The 20622-nt window shown below is 33.7% G+C and carries 19 protein-coding genes and 1 pseudogene; 9 read left to right on the forward strand and 11 right to left on the reverse strand.

What is annotated here, in order from left to right:
- The first annotated feature begins 205 nt into the window (after window positions 1–205).
- Window positions 206–2212 (forward strand): hypothetical protein, encoded by a 2007-nt coding sequence (locus tag Dongsha4_RS00875; RefSeq protein ID WP_330203916.1) that lies wholly within the window; start codon window positions 206–208, stop codon window positions 2210–2212.
- A gap of 202 nt (window positions 2213–2414) precedes the next feature.
- On the opposite strand, the gene rseP is transcribed toward Dongsha4_RS00875, so the two are convergent.
- Together rseP and Dongsha4_RS00885 are read right to left on the reverse strand one after the other, a co-directional pair.
- Window positions 2415–3509 carry an RIP metalloprotease RseP gene (gene rseP / locus Dongsha4_RS00880; protein ID WP_330203917.1) on the reverse strand — a complete coding sequence of 365 codons (1095 nt, stop codon included), beginning with the start codon at window positions 3507–3509 and terminating at the stop codon, window positions 2415–2417.
- Window positions 3510–3636: 127 nt separating this feature from the next.
- Window positions 3637–4881 carry a D-alanyl-D-alanine carboxypeptidase gene (locus Dongsha4_RS00885; protein ID WP_330203918.1) on the reverse strand — a complete coding sequence of 415 codons (1245 nt, stop codon included), beginning with the start codon at window positions 4879–4881 and terminating at the stop codon, window positions 3637–3639.
- Between the two features lie 118 nt (window positions 4882–4999).
- Here Dongsha4_RS00885 and Dongsha4_RS00890 point away from each other — a divergent pair.
- The 3 genes and pseudogenes from Dongsha4_RS00890 to Dongsha4_RS00900 all read left to right on the forward strand — a co-directional run.
- A pseudogene (locus Dongsha4_RS00890) lies at window positions 5000–5270 on the forward strand (transposase); the annotation flags it as partial.
- A gap of 125 nt (window positions 5271–5395) precedes the next feature.
- Window positions 5396–5551, forward strand: coding sequence for a hypothetical protein (locus Dongsha4_RS00895; RefSeq protein ID WP_330203920.1), 156 nt, complete (start codon window positions 5396–5398; stop codon window positions 5549–5551).
- A gap of 387 nt (window positions 5552–5938) precedes the next feature.
- Window positions 5939–6862 (forward strand): hypothetical protein, encoded by a 924-nt coding sequence (locus Dongsha4_RS00900; protein ID WP_330203921.1) that lies wholly within the window; start codon window positions 5939–5941, stop codon window positions 6860–6862.
- Between the two features lie 208 nt (window positions 6863–7070).
- Here the strand turns inward: Dongsha4_RS00900 and Dongsha4_RS00905 are convergent, their stop codons facing one another.
- Both Dongsha4_RS00905 and Dongsha4_RS00910 read right to left on the reverse strand, forming a co-directional pair.
- Window positions 7071–7709, reverse strand: coding sequence for a response regulator transcription factor (locus Dongsha4_RS00905; RefSeq protein WP_330203922.1), 639 nt, complete (start codon window positions 7707–7709; stop codon window positions 7071–7073).
- Window positions 7710–7720: 11 nt separating this feature from the next.
- A complete protein-coding gene (locus Dongsha4_RS00910; RefSeq protein WP_330203923.1) occupies window positions 7721–8149 on the reverse strand; it encodes a ferredoxin in 429 nt (142 codons plus the stop codon).
- Between the two features lie 328 nt (window positions 8150–8477).
- On the opposite strand from Dongsha4_RS00910, the gene Dongsha4_RS00915 reads away from it, so the two are divergent.
- Window positions 8478–10337 carry a hypothetical protein gene (locus Dongsha4_RS00915; RefSeq protein ID WP_330203924.1) on the forward strand — a complete coding sequence of 620 codons (1860 nt, stop codon included), beginning with the start codon at window positions 8478–8480 and terminating at the stop codon, window positions 10335–10337.
- 101 nt (window positions 10338–10438) lie between these two features.
- Complete coding sequence (locus Dongsha4_RS00920) at window positions 10439–11884, forward strand: YcjF family protein (RefSeq protein WP_330203925.1); 1446 nt, start codon at window positions 10439–10441, stop codon at window positions 11882–11884.
- A 202-nt stretch (window positions 11885–12086) separates the two neighbouring features.
- Here the strand turns inward: Dongsha4_RS00920 and dusB are convergent, their stop codons facing one another.
- Complete coding sequence (gene dusB / locus Dongsha4_RS00925) at window positions 12087–13130, reverse strand: tRNA dihydrouridine synthase DusB (RefSeq protein WP_330203926.1); 1044 nt, start codon at window positions 13128–13130, stop codon at window positions 12087–12089.
- 396 nt (window positions 13131–13526) lie between these two features.
- Here dusB and ilvN point away from each other — a divergent pair, with 396 nt between their 5' ends.
- Window positions 13527–14045, forward strand: coding sequence for an acetolactate synthase small subunit (ilvN, locus tag Dongsha4_RS00930; protein ID WP_330203927.1), 519 nt, complete (start codon window positions 13527–13529; stop codon window positions 14043–14045).
- A 315-nt stretch (window positions 14046–14360) separates the two neighbouring features.
- Here the strand turns inward: ilvN and Dongsha4_RS00935 are convergent, their stop codons facing one another.
- From Dongsha4_RS00935 to Dongsha4_RS00960, 6 genes are all read right to left on the reverse strand, one after another.
- Window positions 14361–15317, reverse strand: a complete 957-nt coding sequence (locus Dongsha4_RS00935; RefSeq protein ID WP_330203928.1) for an MBL fold metallo-hydrolase — start codon at window positions 15315–15317, stop codon at window positions 14361–14363.
- Between the two features lie 249 nt (window positions 15318–15566).
- Window positions 15567–16334, reverse strand: a complete 768-nt coding sequence (locus Dongsha4_RS00940; protein ID WP_330203929.1) for a copper resistance protein NlpE N-terminal domain-containing protein — start codon at window positions 16332–16334, stop codon at window positions 15567–15569.
- Window positions 16335–16499: 165 nt separating this feature from the next.
- The gene (locus tag Dongsha4_RS00945) at window positions 16500–17114 is read right to left on the reverse strand and encodes a 4Fe-4S single cluster domain-containing protein (protein ID WP_330203930.1); all 615 of its coding nucleotides are present in this window, start codon (window positions 17112–17114) and stop codon (window positions 16500–16502) included.
- Window positions 17115–17197: 83 nt separating this feature from the next.
- Window positions 17198–17542, reverse strand: a complete 345-nt coding sequence (locus tag Dongsha4_RS00950; RefSeq protein ID WP_330203931.1) for a hypothetical protein — start codon at window positions 17540–17542, stop codon at window positions 17198–17200.
- A 38-nt stretch (window positions 17543–17580) separates the two neighbouring features.
- Window positions 17581–17880, reverse strand: coding sequence for a metalloregulator ArsR/SmtB family transcription factor (locus tag Dongsha4_RS00955; RefSeq protein ID WP_330203932.1), 300 nt, complete (start codon window positions 17878–17880; stop codon window positions 17581–17583).
- A gap of 162 nt (window positions 17881–18042) precedes the next feature.
- Window positions 18043–19350, reverse strand: coding sequence for an NAD(P)/FAD-dependent oxidoreductase (locus Dongsha4_RS00960; RefSeq protein ID WP_330203933.1), 1308 nt, complete (start codon window positions 19348–19350; stop codon window positions 18043–18045).
- A 345-nt stretch (window positions 19351–19695) separates the two neighbouring features.
- On the opposite strand from Dongsha4_RS00960, the gene Dongsha4_RS00965 reads away from it, so the two are divergent.
- Together Dongsha4_RS00965 and Dongsha4_RS00970 are read left to right on the forward strand one after the other, a co-directional pair.
- Window positions 19696–20106: a DUF302 domain-containing protein gene (locus Dongsha4_RS00965; RefSeq protein ID WP_330203934.1), complete on the forward strand. Its 411-nt coding sequence runs from the start codon at window positions 19696–19698 to the stop codon at window positions 20104–20106.
- Between the two features lie 22 nt (window positions 20107–20128).
- Window positions 20129–20593 (forward strand): rhodanese-like domain-containing protein, encoded by a 465-nt coding sequence (locus tag Dongsha4_RS00970; protein ID WP_330203935.1) that lies wholly within the window; start codon window positions 20129–20131, stop codon window positions 20591–20593.
- The last annotated feature ends 29 nt before the right edge of the window (window positions 20594–20622 follow it).

Below are 20622 nucleotides of genomic sequence, written 5' to 3' on the forward strand. Positions count from 1 at the left end.
ATAAATAATTCAATTTTAAATATATAGTCAATGATTAAATTTCCATTGAGAAAGAGTCGTTTTTTAAACTTTTGCCATGTGAAATCTAGCTTCTTATTTTACTTCTGTAAGAAGTTTGACAATACTAAAAAAAGTAATAATTATATTACATAACTATGATATATAATTTCTCATCATTAACCAATTTTGTTTTTCTAATAACACTTTGAACACATCATCAACGGTACATAAAAGAAAGTCAGAAAAAGTCATTTTACTATTAACATTAACCTCTGGTTGTATTCTGATTCCCTCATTCATATTACTTATCGCCTCATCATGGGGTATTGATGACTACTTTATCGCTAAACTTTATCAGACAGAGAACTTTCATGGTTTATTTAACAGAATTTTCTTTTGGAGTCCAAGGTTTTTTTCCGAAATTGTTTTATATATATATTATCGATTAGTTCCTTTTCTTGGTAAACCATTAACAGGAGGGGTTAATCTGATCACATGGCTTTTTTTAATAAGTTCTATTTTTTTATTTATCAGGGAAACTCTGAAACAACATAGTTTAGTCCAACAAGATGTTTACGTAAAATTATTAATCCCACTTTTAGTAACATTTATTCTGCTAATTTACTTCCTCTTTAGTCAAAATCCAGGTGAAATGTTTTACGTAACTGTAGTTAGCTCCGCATATATTTTAACGTTAGGAGGAATCATCTTTAATCTCAACTTTTTTATTAATCAAAGTAATTCTCAGCACATTTCTAGACCTTATATTTTTTATTTAATTATCTTTGGTATTATTACATCGTCTTCATGGGAAATGGGAGCAATTTATCAACTATTTTTCAGTACTTGCTTATTTTTAATGTTGTTATTAACAACTTTTTCAACGAAATTTAATTACCTGCCTTTTTTTCATCTGGATAAATTTAATCGCTGGAAATTATCAATAGCCAATTTAATTCCTTTTTGCCTTTCCTTATATATTCTATTCTTGCTGAAATCTCATCGAACCGGTACTGTTGAAGTAATTTACATAGAATCGACTTTGAGAGGTAACTTTCAAGCTAGTATGATTACCTCCTTATGGCAATTTTTTCAAGAAATCTTCTTTTTAAATCAACCCGCATGGAAAACAAATCTTGATTTCTATTCTTTTAGCTATTCTGTAGTTTATAAATTAGGTTTATTGTTATTACTCATCATTTTATTTTATCAAGTAAAATTTAAACTTGATACGGTTACGAGAAATGCTTGTTTTTTATCTATTTTGCCTCTAGTTACTACTAATTTTATCATTACATTTTCTAGTTATTATAAATTCGGGATACCTTCTTTCCCTCGCCAAACAAGTTTTAAATCAGCACTAATAGGATTATTGTTGCTTATCATAGCATTCATTATTTCATCATGGTTTTCATATAGATCAGATAAATTGAGGATAATTTCAATTCTAAATAGCCCAATTAATTTAATAATTACTTTTTCTTTAACTTTTATTCTTTTAGTCAATTTACAATTCAAACATCTCAGGCAAGATCTCAGTAATTTTAATAGTATTATTGTGAGCAATAATCAAAATTGGCAGGAAAATTTAGGTTCTGATCAATCAATTGCTAATTATACAACAATACCAACATTTTATATTTTTAGAACATATTTAGATGATGGAATTTATCCTTCTTGTGAAAAAGAAGAAAGACTTAATATTTTTGCGGAACGGTATGCAAATTACTTTAATAAGAATAAATTATATGTAATTCCTTTTAATTCTGAATCCTCAAGTTTGAATGTAAATATATCGCCAAAAAAAGCAAATAGGATAGATTTTATTTGTAGTCATAGCAGTGATTTTGGTAATGTCGATTCTATTAATCAAAGTGAAATTAAAAATTCTGTTTTTGAGTTAGTGGAAAATCAAGAAATTGTATTAACAGGATGGGCGATAAACCCAGATAAAAGTAAAGGGAAAAAAGTATTAATTACGATGGGTGATGATAATAAAATAATTAAAGAGACACAAGTTAATTTAGCACGTCCAGATGTTGCTGATTATTTCAATAATCCAATTTACCTTGATTCAGGTTGGTCAGTATCTTTTATTCCCACAATTAACGCTTCTGAAGATCCTGTTAAATTTAGAGTATGGTCTTATGACCCTATTATAAAAGAGGCTTACTTATTCAAAGAATTTTACCTTAAGTTTCAGGAATCTTAATTTTACTCTGATTGAATTTGATTAAATAATATGCTTAGAATCTTAATATTCTTGAGAAGAGCGAAAAAAAAAGCTATCAGGGTGAAGCTATTTGATTACAATTTTTTGGGTATTAAGTCATAAATAATAGCTTTCGATAACTTATATCTAAAAATAATAAGTGTTCCTAATTCCAGATAAAATATACAGTATTTTGACTTTTTTATTCGGGCAATAATTGTTGGAAGAAAGCGAGATTTGCAGTGTCTCTTAAAATTAAGAAAACTCCTAAACCTAAAAGTAATACTAAGCCTGTTTGCATAATACCTTCTTGTAATTTATTGGGTAAGGGTTTACCTGTAAGTCCTTCCACCACTAAAAATGCTAGTTGTCCTCCATCGAGGGCGGGTAAAGGTAAGATATTGATAATGGCTAAGTTAATACTAATTAATGCTCCAAATTGGAAAAGATTACCTAGATCATTTTTGGCTAATTCTGCTCCTACTGCAACAATGGCGACAGGCCCCGCTACCTGACGGGCATTTTCTTGAAAATTGGTGATTAATTGTCCAAATCCTTGAACTGTTAAGGTTGTATAGCGTTCAAATTGTTCGGCGGCAAGGGTGAATGGTTCAATTATATTTTGAGGACGACGTTTTATAATTTCTCCATTAGGTGCTAACATTACTCCTATTTTTCCTTGTCCATTTTCTCCCAATTCAGGGGTTATAGGTAAAGATAGGGTTTCTTCTCCTCTTTTAATTGTAAAGTTAAGGGTTTGATTGGGTGATTTCTGGATGGTTTGTCGTAAAATATCGATCGCATCTTCTTGAATAGGTAAAGTTTGATTATCGATGGCTAAAACCACATCACCACTTTTTAAACCTGCTTTTTGGGCTGGAGATTCTATTTCCGTGAGAATTTCAGGAATTAAGACACCTTGTTGATAATTAAAATCCTGAACCCCAACAGTGGCCACTTGTCCTACTAATAAGAGATAGGCAAAAATAAGATTTGCGATAACCCCTGCACTAATAACAATAGCGCGATCGAACACTGGACGATTTCGTAATAAATTGGGATCATCTAAAGGGATTTTACTATCAGGATCATCATCTGGAAAACCGACATAACCCCCTAAAGGAAATGCTCTGAGGGCATATTCTGTTTCTTTACCGTCATATTTAGCCAAAACTGGTCCAAAACCAATAGAAAACTTATTAACGTGAATTCCCTGTAATCTAGCCGCACCAAAATGTCCTAATTCATGTACTACTATTAATATTCCTAAAACGGCGATCGCTGCCAACACTGACATAATTATAATTTACCTTTGTTAAGAAATCTTTAACATTTATTATAATATAACCTCCGTTCGGCATAAGAATAGGCGTTGGTGAATTAACCTATAATCTTTAGTTTAAATCGGGAATATGTGACCTCGCTTAACGGAGATAGCCAAATTTAACTTCAATATCGGAATTTGGTTTTAAGGGTTCAACAGTCCAATGATTATGCAAATTTTGTAATAAAGCATCCTGTTGATTACGCAGGTTATCTAAGCCATTTCCATAGTTAATAATAGCAAAATAAACTTTTTCCCTCTCAGATGTTTGAATAACTCCTGCTAAGGCACTAACTACCGCCAGAGAGCCTGTTTTACAGGGGATACCAAAAGGAATATTTCGAGCTTCGATCGTACCTTTATTATCCACTCCTGATACTGGAAATAAGTCTCCTAAATTGTAATTAGTTTTTTCAAGAAAGGTATCTAACGCCATAAACATTCTAGCGACGGCACGGGGGGAAATACGGTTATCAACTCCCAATCCAGAGCCGTTTTGCAATAAAATTTCTTCTTGAGGTACGTTCGCCACTTGAGACGCAATTTGGGCGATTTTTTCTCCTCCTCCTATCTGTTGAGCAAGAGATTCAGCGATTTTATTGTTACTATAAACATTCATTAAACGCAGAATTTCTCTGAGGGTTAAAGATTGATGCGTTAAGATTAACTGGGAATTATCGGGCTTCTGAGAAAAAACTTTTACTCCCCCTTGAATAGTAATTTTAGGACGTTTTTGCCAGTTTTGAATCTCCTGATATTGTTTTTCGATTACATAAGACCAATTATCGCTGTTGAATGCTTGTTTTAACATTTCCCCCGATTTTAAGGGGTTTTCTTGATAATTCATCTGCCAATTACCCACTAAAATCAAATCCCCTGTAATGCTATTGATACCTAAATCCTGTAGTCTATTAGCAAGGGCGATCGCTTCTTCCCAGACAAATAAAGGATCTCCTCCAGCCTCAACAATTAAATCCCCCTCTAAAACACCATTATTGATTTTTCCTGTAGTGAAAATATTGGTGACAAAACGATGATCTAAAGTCCATGTTTGTAAAGATGCGATCGTAGTGGCAACTTTAGTTAAAGAAGCCGCAGGGGCAGGTATTTTACCTCGATTATCAGCTTCGATCGACCAATTAGACTGAATCCAAACCCCTTGTTGACCTTTTATGAGTCCCTGACTTGCCAAATTGTTGAGATACTGATCAACTATAACTTGTATTTGAGGATCTGATTGAGTTTGAATTTGAAAAATCTTTGCTTCATGCCATTTAATAACAGGAAAAGAATCCGACTGAGGAGACTTGAAAAACAAAAAGGCGAATAAATCAGCTATAAACATCGATGATAGAAGGGAAAAATACCAAATAGTAGCTTATCTTAACTCATTATCGGTACTTAGACAAAAAGATGTTAAGAATTGACTTATAATGATTATATGATAGTGTTTTTAGGTCAAAATGAAAGAAATCACCTCTTCATCAATGCCCCCATGTTTTAATCGCTGGTAATTATTTGGGCGGTTTATTAGGAGATTCTCAAAGAAAAAATATCACTCAAATTGCCAATAATAATCTTGATATTACTTATCATAAATTACATCATTTTCTAACAGAGTCCACATGGAATTATGATGAGGTCAATGATCAAAGATTAGAAATAATAGCATCTTGTCGTCAAACTAAAATAAGTAGATGTTTCTCTTTAATTATCGATGATTCAGGTCATCGTCACTACTCATACAAGAAAGTTTTGAAGAAATAAAGACAGGCAAAAATCAAGAAAACACTCTCTCGGTAGCAACTATAAAGATTAAATTATCAGCTTTATCGGGAATAAAAACTGTAGCTATCGTCATGAATGCAGACAGTTTTGAAAATTCCACAGATATTGATTATTTAATGACGAATAAAGCAGGGGAAAAAGTCAATGGGAATTGGATAGTAGAAACTTATACACAAAGAAATTGGATAGAAGTATTTTACCGTGAAATAAAGGGAAAGATAACGTGAAAGTATTTAGCTTATACAAAGCAAGTTTAGGGTTTATTTGGGCTTAATTTTTGTCTAAGTACCGTTAGGTATTGAGGGACTTATAGAGAGTGGATGATAGGATAAAACCGTATTTTTGATTGACAATTATTGCCTAAACATCTATATTGTCAACTAAAAGTTGACATCGTTTTTATGTAGAGTTAGAAGTTATGGAGTTGAAAGTGTGAGAAATAGTAGTTTTGAGGGGAAGCTAATTTTTAAAATACTTCTGAAACAAATTTTTGTGAAAATAGTCACATTAGATAGTTTATGGATAACAAAAAATAGACAAAAACAAGTTAGAATCTGATTGTTGATAGTTAACTGATGTCTATATTAAAGTTTTAAATTAATCTCGAATTCCTCATGAATAATTATCAAGTTATTTCTCCTCAACATTTACCGTTAATTTTGTTAACGTCTCTATGGCTTCTCACACCTCAGAAAGTTAGTGCAGGTGCGATCGAAATTAGCATTGACCCTTATAATGATTCAGGATATGAGACTATTCCTTTTGCAACGAATCAAAGTGTTGATAACAATAGACAAACACAAACTTCCCCAACACCTAACCTATCCGTTGTCGAGAAAGAAAATATATCTAGTGAAGGAATTTACTATGTAAAAGGAAACTCAACTCCTCCGCCTCCACAAATAGTTGGTGGAAATCTTATCACATCAAACCAGAGCTTACCTGCAATACCTCCTTTAAATGAACCTTACAGCCCTCAACAAACGGCTGATATTAATTCTCGAAATGTTACCCCTGCCAACGAATTATCTGTTTCTGTTTCTCCTTTTAACGTGACACCTTCCAAAGAAAACGCCACTTCTAATAATGTTCCCACAACTAATCAAACTGTGGCAGTAAATTCTAATAATAATGTCCGCAATATCAATATAAGTCCTCAAGACTCTAACTCCATTTCAGTTAGCAACAACTCAAATAACTCTCCCATCGATAATTTAGGTAAAAGAAGAAATCTAAGGGAAATTTTAGTTTTTTCTAATTCGACTAATTCTGAGAATATCAACAATAATGGCAATAATATGCCTTCTGAATCTATAAAACCTTCTTCTAACAATAGTCAAACTGTATATAAAGTTTTAGCTAAAACTAACAGTAATAGCCAAGAAGTGGGAGTAAAATCTCTTTATCCTGAAGCCTTTAAAACTAATTATCAAGGACAATCTTTGCTACAAGTGGGAGTATTTAGCACTCAAGAAAACGCCGAACAAGTATCCCAGTCTCTTGCAAATATAGGAGTTAAGGCTATTATTTTAAAATAATATAAGTTCAGGATAAATTTTTATATATATTGATTGTTTCAAGATTTTTTATTATTACTTAAAATCTGCAAGTCAAAAATCTCCCTAATCCCCTAATCCTCTAATACCCTAACACCCCAAGATTTTAAACAGCTTACTTTGAAACAGCCCTGGGGATAAAGGGAGGTTTGCTCATTGCCCTTTTTACTTTGTCTTTGTGTGAGGAAAATTAGACTAGCTCATTTTGAATTGCCCAGCGAGATAACTCCGTGCGATTATGTAAACCTGTCTTGTTTAACATATTAGAAACATGACTTTCTACAGTTCTCTGACTAACCCCCAATTCTTGAGATATTTCTTTGTTCGATAAACCTCTAGCAACTAAATTGACAACTTTAGTTTCTGTGGGGGTTAACTCTACACTTTTTGGTACTTGAATTCTCAAAGCCGGGTCAACTTTTTTATGACTGCTTCCCATTAAACGCATGGTTTGATTTAATGTGGATTTGACCTGTGCTACTAACTCATCAGGTTCAAAAGGTTTTACCATATAAACATCCGCCCCTTGAGTTAAGCCCTTAATTCGATCTTTACTTTGTCCTTTTGCTGAAAGGAAAATAACAGGCAACCATTCTAAACTCGGATTTTGTCTGATTTCTTGAACGAAATTATAACCATCCATTTCAGGCATCATCACGTCGCAAATGATTAAATCTGGGGTGTCTTGTTCAAGAATTTTGATTGCTTCTCTGCCATGATTGGCGGTGATTACTTCATAACCATTGAATTCGAGATAGTCTTTGACTAAAAGAATAAGGTTAGGATCATCATCTATAAGGAGTAATTTTTTAGTTTCTGAGTCTTTCATGATTTTTGTAATCAGTTTTCTTCATTTTTAGTATCTTCAGGACAAAGTTGTGATGTTTCTGAAAATGGCAAAGGATGTTTATGAAACACATATTCTTCTACTATTTTATTACCGATTAGGTGTTCTGCAATAATTTTTTCTATTACTTCTGGGGTTGCATGACGATACCAGATCCCATCAGGATAAACTAATAGTATTGGCCCATCCAGACAAACTCTCAAACAATTAGCTTTGGTGCGAAATACACAATAATCTCTCTCTGGGGAAGGGCGATCGAGTTTTAGTTCTTTTAGTCTATTTTTTAGGTATTCCCATGACTCTAGGCTATCTTCTTTTGAGCAACATTTAGCCTTAGTTTGATCACAGCAAAGAAAAAGGTGACGCTGGATTTGACCTAAACCTAGTTGTTTAATACACTCATCGAAAGGATTATTCTTCATATAAATATCTTGTTTGTCTTCTAAAATTAGTTAATTTGAGTTGAAATTAATTAGAGATATATAAATATAATATAGTTCTTAAAGAAATCATAAACAAAGGAAAAGTAAAGAAAATTGACTATTTTCCTCTGGAAATTTATTTTAATTCTAGTTTTGCAATAGGTCTAATATTGGAGAGTAATGAAAAAAAGATTGTTAATTGTTAACTATCGACTATTGATTATTAACTATTTATTATCCCTGTTTCCTCTCATTCGTTTTCATGTTAAGATGTGCTAAGAAAATTAAAAGCTGAACAATTAATAGCTTGATTCTTTAAGAACTGATTATGACTACAAAAATTGAGGGTAGTAACTGGAAAGTCTCATGGCAATTTTTAAGCCTGATTTTAGCGTTGACTTTCGGAGGCATCGGTTTCGCCGCTACTTCTGTACTGTTACGATTGCCCACTAATCCTAGTTGTAGTAAAGTTTCCCTTTTTTTTAGTTCCGCTACTAATCGTATTTATTGTGCCCAATTGAAAGCGGAAAAGAATACCGTTGATGATTTGCTAGATGCGATCGCACTTTTACAGGTACTATCGGAAGATCATCCTTTAAGAAATGAAATAAATCGTCACATTAGTGAATGGTCTAATGATATTTTAATTCTGGCACAAAGTAAATTTGATCAAGGAAATTTAGAAGAAGCGATCGCAATTGCCCGTAGGATACCAGAAGATGTGGCAAATCGTACCATGATAGAAGAAAAAATCAGCCAGTGGGGTGAAATTTGGCAAAGTGCAGAAAAAATCCAAGAAGATGTAGAAGCAAAATTACGAGAATCCCAGTGGAATCAGGCATTCTTAGAAGCAGTTAACTTGTTGAATGTAAATAACGAATATTGGCAAACCACCAAATATCAAGAAATTGTCAAAACCATTAATCTTGCCAGAGAAGAAAGCAAACAATTAGATGGTGCCTATGTTGCCCTAAGACAAGGAGGAATTGATAATCTACTCAAAACCATCGACATCGCCTCTATTATTCCAGCAACTAGCTATTCCTACAATGAAGCAAATAAGTTAATCGAAGAAGCAGAAAATAAAATTGTGGTCATAGTGGAAGAATATTTAGTCGATAATGATTGGAATAATCTCAGTAACCTAGCCAGTCAAATTCCCGAAAAAAGTCGCCTTAAAAATCAGGCAAGAGATTGGAATATCTTAGCCAGTGCAGGAAGAAATGCTAATCTGGGCACAGTTTCATCTATGGAATTAGCCATTGCCGAAGCTGAACAAATTCCTAGCGATAGTAAGCTATATCTTCAAAGTCGAGAATTAATGCAAAATTGGACTGCCCAAAAAGAAGACTTAGTTTATCTTGCCAGTGCTAGAGAAATAGCGAGATCTGGAGAAATAGAAGACTTAAACGCCGCAATCACCAAAGCAGAGTTAATTAGCTCAGAAAATCCCCTTTATCGAGAATCTAGGCGTGAAATCAATAAGTGGCAAAGAGAAATACAAGTTATAGAAGACCGCCCCATTTTGGTTCAAGCTAGACAAATAGCCGAAGCTGGGAATGTTCAATCATGGCAAAATGCTATTAATACAGCTACTCAAATTAAATCCAATCGGGCTTTATACAGTGAAGCTAGTGATCTAATTCGTCAATGGCGTCGTAATATAGAAAGAGTGGAAGATCGCCCAATACTAGATCAAGCGATCGCACTTGGTAGCAACAATAACTATCAACAAGCCATAAATGTTGCTAGTCGAATAGGCAGAGGTAGAGCCTTATATTCCGAAGCACAAACCAATATTCGTAATTGGCGTCGAGAAATCAATGCTCAAGAAGACTTGGAAAATGCTTATCGGGTAGCTCAAAACAGCGATCCTCAATCCTTACTCCAAGCCATAAATATAGCCCGTAGAATCCCCTCTAATAGTTCTGTAGGATACCAAAGTCGTCAGGCAGTTGAACAATGGTCAGATCAACTACTTAATAATGCCAGAAGAGTTGCAGAAACCTATTCTCTCTCAGGCTTAGAAGATGCTATAAACATTGCTCAAATGATACCTAGAGGCACTCCTGCTTATAATACCGCCCAACAACAAATAAGAACTTGGAAAAGAAATTTATTTCCGGGTTTTAACGGTGAAAGTCCCTCTAATATTGAAGAAGTACCCTTACAAGAAACCAGTTTCTAAGATTAATTTTTTTTAACAATTAGAGTCATTATTGAGGGTTTTTTCCGTGTAATATATACAATGATTAACCATCGGCGACTATTTATTAATAGCTAGAAATTATGAATATTTTAATCAAAAAACCGATTTTAGTTGCAGGCATTAGCCTTTCCTTTCTATTATGGATAGGACAAAAATTAACTAATTATTGGGATGAAATCGGTAATGTCAGTATTTTTAGCTTAATTTGTCTTGGTGGTTTATCTTATTTCTTACAACAAATTGGTCAGAAAAAATCAGTTAATCAGCTTAATTTTTTAGACATTACCATTAATGATTTAACTGCTAAAATAGCATCTATAAAAAATCAGATAGAAGTATTAAATTGTGAATTAAATGAAATAGAAGATAAAGAAAATAATCAGGACGTTAAAGTTAATATTAGAATTAGCGATTTCCAGCAACAATTAAATGCTATCCAACAGTCATTCCCTCGGAATAAAATTAACATTGCTATTTTAAATTTAAGTCAAAATACTAATTCTTTTACTCTGTCTCAAGATATAGAAAAAAAAGTTAAAACTCTGGTTAATTTTCATGGAATAACTGACGTTTTAGAAACTATTAATAATGCTAACAATTTAGCAAACTTAGTTTTAAACTATGACTTATTACTACTAATTATTAGTGAAGATTTAACCCAGTCTCAAAAAGAAATAATTTCTTACTGTAAAAACCAACAACAGAATTTAATTATAGCTTTTGATGATATTAACTACACTTTACAAGAAGAGAAAAAACTGATTTTTAATAGTCTTAAAAAAGCCCTTAATTCAGTTATTGAAGAAAAATATATTATCCCTATATCTAGTAAAAAACAAACTATCAAAGTAAGAAGATATGAAGAAAATAATACCTATAAAGAATGGGAAGAAACATCTAATGCAGATCATGAAAAACTTACGGAAATCCTCTTAATACTAACAGAAAAAGAATTAGATAAACTAACATTGTCCACAACTTACAGACAAGCAATTAACATAGAAAAACAGATAAGGGAAGAATTAAACACCATTAGAAAAAATAAAAGTTTAAAAGTAGTTGAAAAATATCAAATGGTTGCGGCAACAGCTACGTTTGCTAATCCCGTTTCGAGCTTAGATTTATTGGCAACTGCCGCTATTAATGCTCAAATGATAGTTGATTTAAGTAAAATTTATCAACATCCTCTATCTTTCAATCAAGCACAACAAATATCTTTAACATTAGCTAAAGTGATGCTTAAATTAGGCATTGTAGAAATTTCTAGCCAAACCATTAGTGCTATTTTAAAAACAAACATGATAACCTTTGTTGCAGGGGGATTAATTCAAGGCATTAGTGCCGCCTATCTAACTCGCATTTGTGCTTTGAGTTTAATTGAATATTATGAAATAGCAGACTTTACCGTTAATGACAGCATAAATATTAGTAAGGTGAAAGAAAAAATACAACTAATTTTTGAGCAGAATAAAGAAAATAATTTCTTGAGTCAATTTGTTAAAAAGACATCTTTATTATTAACTTAATTTGACTTTAGGTTCAGGATAAATTTTCTAGTTATGGGAGAGAAAAGGCAATCATTTGAGTTAGGAGTTAGAAGTTAAGATAAAAAAGAAATTTTCCGTAAGGATTGGATATATTCAACCCCTACCACCCCAATACTCTGAAACCTGAAACCTAACACCTGACACTTGAAACTCCAATCTCCTAACACCTGATACCTTATTTTTAGTGTAAAGAAAGTTTTGTTTGTGCGATCGCACTGGGTGTAACTTTAGTGATGGCATCTTGTAAAAGATTAATCCCTTCTTCCACAGTATCAATGCGAGTACATTTATCTCTAAATTCTGTCGCTCCTTTAAACCCCTGACAATACCATGTGAGATGTTTTCGAGCCTGATAAATACCCCTTTTGCCCTTATATTCCCATAAACCAATTAAATGCTCTTTAGCACATTCTAAACGTTCTAATAGAGAAGGAATAGGTAATAATTGCCCCGTTTTCAAAAAATAATCAATTTGTCCTACTAAAAAAGGATAACCCAAAGTGCCACGAGAACACATGATACCATCAGCATTAGTTATTTCTAAACAACGAATGGCATCTTCTACAGAAAAAATATCACCGTTGGCAATAACAGGAATACTCAATTTTTCCTTTACCTGAGCAATTATATCCCATCTAGCTTTACCAGTATAACCCTGCTCACGGGTACGTCCATGAATAGTAATCATTTGAACCCCTGCTGTTTCCATTTTTTCAGCAAAATCAAGAATATTAATTTCATCATCATTCCAACCAATACGGGTTTTCACTGTAACAGGCACATTTACAGCTTGTTTTACTTCTTTAACAATGGCTTCGGCAATTTCTGGTTGTCTGAGTAAGCGAGAGCCTCCCCCTTTTTTGGTAATCTTATTTACTGGACATCCCATATTTATATCAATGGTTTTTGCTCCTTCTCGAACAGCTTTTTGGGCGGCTTCTGCCATAAAATCAGGACGACAATCAAATAATTGAATACTTATGGGTTGCTCATGGGGGTCAATTTCCATTAATCTGGGTAATTGTTGCAGGTGGTGAATTTCTGTCGCACTTACCATCTCTGTATAAGTCATTGACTCAGGGGCATAGCGTCTGACTAATCGGCGAAATACTAAGTCAGTTACTCCCGAAAGAGGGGATTGTAAAACTCGACTGTTAATAAGCACTGAACCGATTTTTAAAGGAGTTGATAGTTTTTCTTTGAGTGAGGTATTTGTTATTTCCATTTTTTCGATTTTTTATTGACATTTATTAATCAATCTTTGAATTTAAACTAGACAGCATTTTCTAAATATTTTTGATTAACTCTTAAACATAGCTAAATTTTTCAATTCTTTGACTAACTAATTAATTTGCCAGAAATAGATTAAACTCTGAATCTGAAACCTTCCTAAATTAAGATATTTTTGGGTCTAACTGAGGTAATTCTTCTTAGAAATTCCTAGCTCGGTGTCCTTGATTTTGATAAAATGGGATGTTGAATTAATTATTTATATTATCAGTGCGATCAACGTAGCCGCACCTTCGGTGACTGCGTTTAAGATAAAACTTCGCATAACGTATCTACAATTAATTCTCTTTCAATCCTTATTATTGTTAACGCATTCAGTATCTAAACATCAATGAAGCATACTATCTCAGTTTTGGTAGAAGATGAAGCAGGGGTTTTAACAAGAATTGCTGGTTTATTTGCCCGTAGGGGTTTCAATATTGAAAGTTTGGCAGTAGGACCTGCTGAACAATCTGGTATTTCAAGAATAACAATGGTTGTCCCCGGTGATGATGATACCATTGAGCAACTAACAAAACAATTACATAAATTAATTAACGTCATTAAAGTAACTGATATTACTAAAATTCCCTGTGTCGAAAGAGAGTTAATGCTAGTAAAAGTCAGTGCTAATAGCAGTAATCGTAGTGAAGTTTTACAAATTGTTCAGATTTTTAGAGCAAAGGTAGTAGATATTTCTGATGATAGTCTTATTTTAGAGGTGGTAGGCGATCCGGGTAAAATGGTGGCAATTATTTCTATGTTAAGTAAATTTGGTATTAAAGAAATTGCTCGAACAGGAAAAGTTGCCCTTGTGAGAGAGTCTGGGGTAAATACTGAATATCTCAAGTCTTTACAAGTAAAAGCCTAATCACAATTAATTAGAATTTAGGGAAGAGGAAATTAAGAATTAGCTTCCTCCTTTTTCCCTATCCTAACCTGAGTTCGGGATAAACTTTCATCTATGAATGATGGTGAAAAGGGCTGCCGTTGGGCAAAGGTGAATAGTGTTGGGGTGAATAGTTGATAATTAAAAGGTGACAGGTTTCAGGTGTTAGATGTTAGAAAATTTCCGAATTTTTAATTCTCCCTACTCCCTACTCCCCACTCCCCTACTTTTATAAAACCCCGAACCCCGAACTCCGAACTCCGAACCCTTATCCGATATTCTTAAACTTAACTGAGGTTAATTTTTAATACCTTGATAGGCAATAGTTAAAAATTGATCAGAAGTTAGAAAACCATCGCCCCATTCTTGATCTAAATCTGCAAGGGGTTTTTCCGAGATAATATCATCTAAAGTCATGTTTTGAGCTACTTTCTGTTTTACTCTTTCATTAACTGTTTTTAACATCTCTTGAAATTTCATTAAAGAAGTGCGATCGCCTCTTTCTCCATGGCCTGGTATAATAATAGTCTGCTCACTACACAACGCCAAAATTTGGTCAATAGCAGAAATCATACCATCAATAGATCCTCCTGCTTCCGTGTCAATAAAAGGATAAAAGCCATTAAAAAATAAATCTCCAGTGTGAATAATATTTTCTTTGGCAAAATGAATCACAATATCACTATTTGTATGAGCAGGTGGTACAGCAAAAGCCTTGATATGATTCCCATTAATATGAAAATTACTCACATCATTAAAAGTAATTTTTGGGAGTGCCGAAACAGGAGATGCTTTGACATCCATTCCTAAAACAGGATAAGAATGATCTTTTTGCATCTGCTTAAAAGTGTTATCGTGAGCAATAATTAGAGCTCCGTCATTAGCAAAGTTCTCATTACCTCCAACATGATCAAAATGATAATGAGTATTGATTAAATAATTAATAGGTCTTCTATTTATGAGCTTAATTTCATCTTTGATTTTGTCCGATAGATAAGCGAATTGACTATCAATCATTAAAACTCCGTCATCCCCAACAGAAAGTCCTATATTACCGCCTTCTCCCGTTAGCATATAAATATTATCTTTCAGAGGAATAATTCTGATATTTACAGCTTCTGAGTTTTGAGCTAAGATTTTTTGACTATCTGTCAAGGGTTTTTCGTGAGCGGCAATACTTTCATTAAAAACAAAAATACTAGCAAGACTCACCAAGAAAATTAAACTTAGAAAACGAGATATTTTTTTCAACATAAAATTCCTCAACTACAAATTCTTTTATATATTACTTTAGTTAGAATTTATTTAAAAGTAGAGATGTTTGAGATATTAGAGATTAAAAGAATTTTTCTTTCATACTTAAAACTCAAAACCTCTGAACTGTTGAGAAATAAAATTGTTAAAAGTTATTAGATCTCTTGCAAAACTAAAATTAAAATCAATTTCTATAGAGAAATAGTCAATTTTCTTAGCTCTTATCTGTTAATTGGAACAACAAGAAATCTATTGAGCCATTTTAAATATTAATAGTGGACTCATTTTGGCTTTATTTAAACTTAGCACTCCATCTTTAATGGTGTAATTATCAACTTGTTCTAAGGTACGCAAAAAACTAATTTCTGTTTCCATATTTTCACAAGCCATCATGGTTGATGCCATTTGTTTTAACATCAGACGATTGCCTTCTTTTATTTCAAAACCGCCCATAAAATTATTACATCCTGCAAATCCGTTCACTCTATTTTCTTCCGAGTTAAAAATGAGAAAAATGGGTTCTCTTTGATTTTCACTTTTTGTGACAGGTTTACCCATCATTTCCGTTAATTGCCAACGAATATCGGTAAGGGAATCTTCATTCATGGATGCTTGTGCTACCTTGTTTAGAATGTATTTATCAGCTAAATCTCCTGAGATGCGATCGCCGTTCATGTCTAATTGAATTAACATATTTTCCCCCACAATGAATTGATTCGGGGCTTGTTCAATCCCTTGTAAAGTAATACGATTACCTGCTTCATTCCACTTAAATGTTCCTTTTTTCTCCCATGTTCTCTCGTCAATTCCTAAGTACTGCACTTGTTGAACAAAAGTTAAATCTTGATTCAAAATAATAGTAGTTTTAATTCCTTCACAACTAGCACAGGGTAAAATTCCTTCATAAACTCCATTCCAGTCTAAAGAATTTTGACTGGTATCACCAATGGCGGGAGTAACAGACTCCATAATGTCTTCAATATCTTCTGAATTTTGAGCATTAAGAGAATTTGACAAAAAATAATTAGGAATTAATAAACTTAATAAAAGAGTGGGTATAAGAATTAACTTGTGCTTCATCATCAACAGAAAAAAATAATCGGTCTTTTTATATTGTCGCATCTAAAAACGTGATACCTAAAATAATTAATCATATTTAATGTTTTTGCGTAATTTGATCACTCAATTCAATTTTCCCCAAAATCCCGTAATCAGACGACTACCATCTTTGAAAATATGAATCTCCGTTTGATCACTTGCCCAAGTAATTCTATCTTCTAATTCGGGATTAAAAACATGAACTCGTTGATTGCGGGAGGAAACGGGAGAATCGGGGGAATTAATTGCCTGAGATTGAATATAAGCACCATCAATTAAAATATCTAGTTGATTTAATAAATCTTGACTGCCGACAGGTGCAGATTCTGACTTAAGTTGTTCTAAAGTGAATCCAGTAAAAGACATCACATTTAATCCTTTAGCTTTGACTTGACGGGCAATTTCCGCTAAAGCCTCCCCTTGCCAAAAAGGTTCTCCCCCCGAAAAAGTAACTCCCTCATGACGAGGATTACTAAGGATTTTTTCCACTAATTCATCTACAGATATTAACTGATTAATTTCAAAAGACCAAGAATCGGTATTAAAACACCCTTCACATTCTCGCAAACAACCCTGAACCCAGATTACCGCACGACATCCAGGTCCATTTACTTCTGATTCATCCACATAACCCATAATGTTAAGGTATCCAGAGGGAATTTTGAGTTGTTCAAGGTAGGGATTTTTGTTGATTGCCATAAAATATTCCTTATATTAAACCTGAAACCTGAAACCTGCTACCAGATACCTGAAACCTTTATCAAATCAAGGAAGGATAATAATTAGTGCAATTCTTCAATCATAGCCGATAGTCTTTGTTTGATGTTTTCCACCTCCCCAGAGGTTTTATCTTCCATTGCCATAGATAAAATGGACAATCCCATTTCGATCGCATCTTCTCGTGTCATAATTAAACCCAATTCTTCCGCCGTAGATAAGAGACTCGGTAATTTTTGGGGATGGGTGACATCAAAAGTGAGATGAATTGTAGAAGAATCCTTGCCTCCTTGATGGGGTTGATCTTCTAAAATGGATACTTGACGACCAGTGACATTAATACTGCTAATATTGCTTAAAGCGGTTAATTCACCAGTTTTCAAAGAATGGGTGATTAATTTAGTGGTCATGATAACACCTCCGAGGTAGTGAAAATGTGTAAATAAATTTAAGATTGTTCGATTAACTGTTGGTTCGCCTGTTGGCATAATCCCAATAAATCCTCGTCAATAATGCGGTAATAACGACAATTACCCTCTCGCCGACAAGCTACCACTCCTGCTATTTTCAGGAATTGTAAATGTTTAGATACATTGGCTTGATTTAATTGAGTGCGATCGCATATCTCCGTAACCGTACATTCATTAGTACAAATAGTTTGGATAATATGTAACCGACTAGGATCGCTCAATATTTTAAAACGGTTTGCTAATTCTTCTAATCGATCGATTTCCAGGGTAGTTTTCATAATAAATTGGTAAATTTGTCTAATTAAGTTAAAATAACTCATGTTTAACTGTTATTTTTAAGTAGTTCAACTTAGATAAACAAACAATGGTTTGATTAAGAAAGAAAAATCTGGATAATCATAGTGATTCAGACATTAAAACAAAACCGATTTGATGTTTGATTAAGTAGAGCTACCTAACTGATGTTTGTCTTTTAATGGGATAGACTGCAACATAGATAAACCAAATAACACTCGCAGTCCTAACTTTTCAAACCACGGCATCCCTAAACCAGTGCGCATTTTTAACAGGAAATATTCCTCAAAAGCGGCTTTAACCCAATTCACCCAACGCCCTCTTACAGCATAGGCAAATCGTCTTTTTCCTGTGTCAGGATTAGGTAAAACAGGGGCGGCAATATAAGCAATGCCAGTATTTCCATACTCAGCAAAACAAAGAGCTTCTAAGGTAGGCTGAGTCAAAGGTGCATCAATCGCTCCTAATTCTACAGCAATATTGTGGGCAACGGCGACTCCCATTGCTTCTGTCATTTGTCCACTTTTAGGTAAGCCGATGGGAAGGAGAGTTTTTTCTGGTTGTTTTAAATCAACACAAGTTCCCAAAGCGTAAATAGATGGATAATCTGGATGTTTCTGAGAGGGTAAAACAGGAATAAAACCCTTTTCATTGGTTAATCCATGAGCTTCTCGAAGAAATTTAACTCCACCATGAGAAGGCAAAATCATAGAGTATTTAAAAGGAAACTGACTACCATCCGCCAAAAGAATTTTATCTGCTTGTATATCGACAATTTGAGCATTAACAATAGTTTTAATCCCTCTTTCCGCCATTAAACCCTCTGAAAGTTCTTGAGCATGGGTTAATCCCCTCACCCCTGTATGACCAATATATGGTTCTGGAGTGATATAGGAAATATTAACTTTATCTCTGATGCCATGACGACGTAATTCTTGATCCGCCATTAAGACAAACTCATAAGCTGGTGCGAAACATCCTGCCCCCGGCATCGCTCCCACCACCAAATCCCCCGGATTTTCCAAAAATTCCAACCAAGCAGATTTCGCTTCTAGAGCGTGTTCAGGAGTACAAACTGATTGAGTATAACCGCCATGGGGTCCCAATCCAGGTATTTCATCAAAGGCTAAAGATGATCCAACTGCGATCGCCAGATAGTCATAATAAATCTTTTGTCCATCTTCTACGGTAATTTGCTGAGTATTAGGATTAAGTGCTGTTACCTTTCCCAAAACCCATTTAATACCGTGTCTTTGAGTTAATTGACTCAAGTTTAATTGAATATGGTCTAGGGAGTTTAAATTCAACGCCACCCTTATCAATCCGGGGATAAAGGTAAATTCAGCCTTATCAGAAATCAAAGTTACAGTATGTTCTTTAGGCAAATAATGCCTTAACTCATAAGCCGTTGGTAATCCACCTAAGCCTCCTCCTATAACTACAACATTCGCCATTGCTTTATTCCTCTTAATTATTTCATTTTTGTTATTTCTTATGGATGATTTTCATTTGTAGATCTAATTTTTAAAAGCTATACAACTATCAAGCTATATAGTTATATAATAGCATTTTTTCAGGATTCGTCAAGAAAATCATAAAATTTACAGTAGAGTCTCTTTAAATCAAGGGTTTGAACCTTAAGCTGATTCCTGACAATAAAATAGACTTCCTGCTCTCTCAAACAACAATAAAAAAAAAGACAATAAATATTGACTATATAACTATTTAGTTATATAATTGAATAGAGAAACTAAAAATTTTCATCTTGCACAAATTTCAGAAAATAAAACATAACATCCATGAACAACTTCAGCATATTTGTAGATACATCTTTTGAAGAAGCAATAGATCAAGTAACAGAGGCTCTTAAACAAGAAGGAATGGGAGTTCTGAACGAAATTGATGTTCAAGCAACCTTAAAGAAAAAAATTGATGTCAATTTTCGCAGATATAAAATTCTTGGGGCTTGTCATGCCTTAATTGCCTATGAAATGTTGCAAACTGACGATAAAGCAGGGTTATTTTATCCTTGCAATGTGGTGGTACAGGAACATGAAGACGGCAGAATCGAGGTGTCGGCGGTTGATCCCTTAATGATGTTTTTAACGATACACAGCCCTAAAGCCAAAGAAATTGCCCTCAATGCCAGTGAAAAAATGCAAAGAGTCATCGAAAGTTTAAAGTCACTCCAGTTAATTTCTCATAGTTAGAGTTAGCAAAAAAATTGGAGTCATGGAAGTAGGTGTAGGGTTTCAGGTATCGGGTGTCAGGTTAAGTGCTTCCCACACAACACTCTATTTAAACAAAAATATCTCAATTACCAAATTAAGTAATTCTCACAAAAAAATGATTAACCTTTCGCCACAAGATTTTATTCAATTAACCGATAAACCTCTTTTAATCGATGTTCGCAGTGGTTTTGAATATAAAATGTTTCGCTCTCCTGATGCTATTAATCTCAGTTTGCCTCGAATTTTAATGGGTAGTAATTCTTGGTTACGCTCTTGGGTTCTACCCCAATGGTTTAAAGATTTATCTTACCACGAACCGATCGCACTTATTTGTTTAACGGCTCACCGAAGTCCGATCGCCGCCGAAGCCCTCATCAAAACTGAATTTAACCAAGTTTACAACATAGAAGGGGGAATGATGGCATGGCAAAAAGAAGGATTACCCACTGTCAAAGGAAAAAAATAATTAATTAACAACACAAATAAATTTACTAA

The organism is Cyanobacterium sp. Dongsha4 (genome assembly GCF_036345015.1).
In the GTDB taxonomy this organism is placed as follows: domain Bacteria; phylum Cyanobacteriota; class Cyanobacteriia; order Cyanobacteriales; family Cyanobacteriaceae; genus PCC-10605.

Coding starts and splice junctions, on each gene's coding strand:
- Dongsha4_RS00920 (WP_330203925.1), top strand. CDS start 10,439: ATGAATATTTTAATCAAAAAACCGATTTTAGTTGCAGGCATTAGCCTT.
- Dongsha4_RS00965 (WP_330203934.1), top strand. CDS start 19,696: ATGAACAACTTCAGCATATTTGTAGATACATCTTTTGAAGAAGCAATA.
- Dongsha4_RS00950 (WP_330203931.1), bottom strand. CDS start 17,542: ATGACCACTAAATTAATCACCCATTCTTTGAAAACTGGTGAATTAACC.
- Dongsha4_RS00960 (WP_330203933.1), bottom strand. CDS start 19,350: ATGGCGAATGTTGTAGTTATAGGAGGAGGCTTAGGTGGATTACCAACG.
- Dongsha4_RS00905 (WP_330203922.1), bottom strand. CDS start 7,709: ATGAAAGACTCAGAAACTAAAAAATTACTCCTTATAGATGATGATCCT.
- Dongsha4_RS00900 (WP_330203921.1), top strand. CDS start 5,939: ATGAATAATTATCAAGTTATTTCTCCTCAACATTTACCGTTAATTTTG.
- dusB (WP_330203926.1), bottom strand. CDS start 13,130: ATGGAAATAACAAATACCTCACTCAAAGAAAAACTATCAACTCCTTTA.
- Dongsha4_RS00935 (WP_330203928.1), bottom strand. CDS start 15,317: ATGTTGAAAAAAATATCTCGTTTTCTAAGTTTAATTTTCTTGGTGAGT.
- rseP (WP_330203917.1), bottom strand. CDS start 3,509: ATGTCAGTGTTGGCAGCGATCGCCGTTTTAGGAATATTAATAGTAGTA.
- Dongsha4_RS00895 (WP_330203920.1), top strand. CDS start 5,396: ATGAATGCAGACAGTTTTGAAAATTCCACAGATATTGATTATTTAATG.
- Dongsha4_RS00970 (WP_330203935.1), top strand. CDS start 20,129: ATGGAAGTAGGTGTAGGGTTTCAGGTATCGGGTGTCAGGTTAAGTGCT.
- Dongsha4_RS00955 (WP_330203932.1), bottom strand. CDS start 17,880: ATGAAAACTACCCTGGAAATCGATCGATTAGAAGAATTAGCAAACCGT.
- Dongsha4_RS00910 (WP_330203923.1), bottom strand. CDS start 8,149: ATGAAGAATAATCCTTTCGATGAGTGTATTAAACAACTAGGTTTAGGT.
- Dongsha4_RS00885 (WP_330203918.1), bottom strand. CDS start 4,881: ATGTTTATAGCTGATTTATTCGCCTTTTTGTTTTTCAAGTCTCCTCAG.
- Dongsha4_RS00915 (WP_330203924.1), top strand. CDS start 8,478: ATGACTACAAAAATTGAGGGTAGTAACTGGAAAGTCTCATGGCAATTT.
- Dongsha4_RS00945 (WP_330203930.1), bottom strand. CDS start 17,114: ATGGCAATCAACAAAAATCCCTACCTTGAACAACTCAAAATTCCCTCT.
- ilvN (WP_330203927.1), top strand. CDS start 13,527: ATGAAGCATACTATCTCAGTTTTGGTAGAAGATGAAGCAGGGGTTTTA.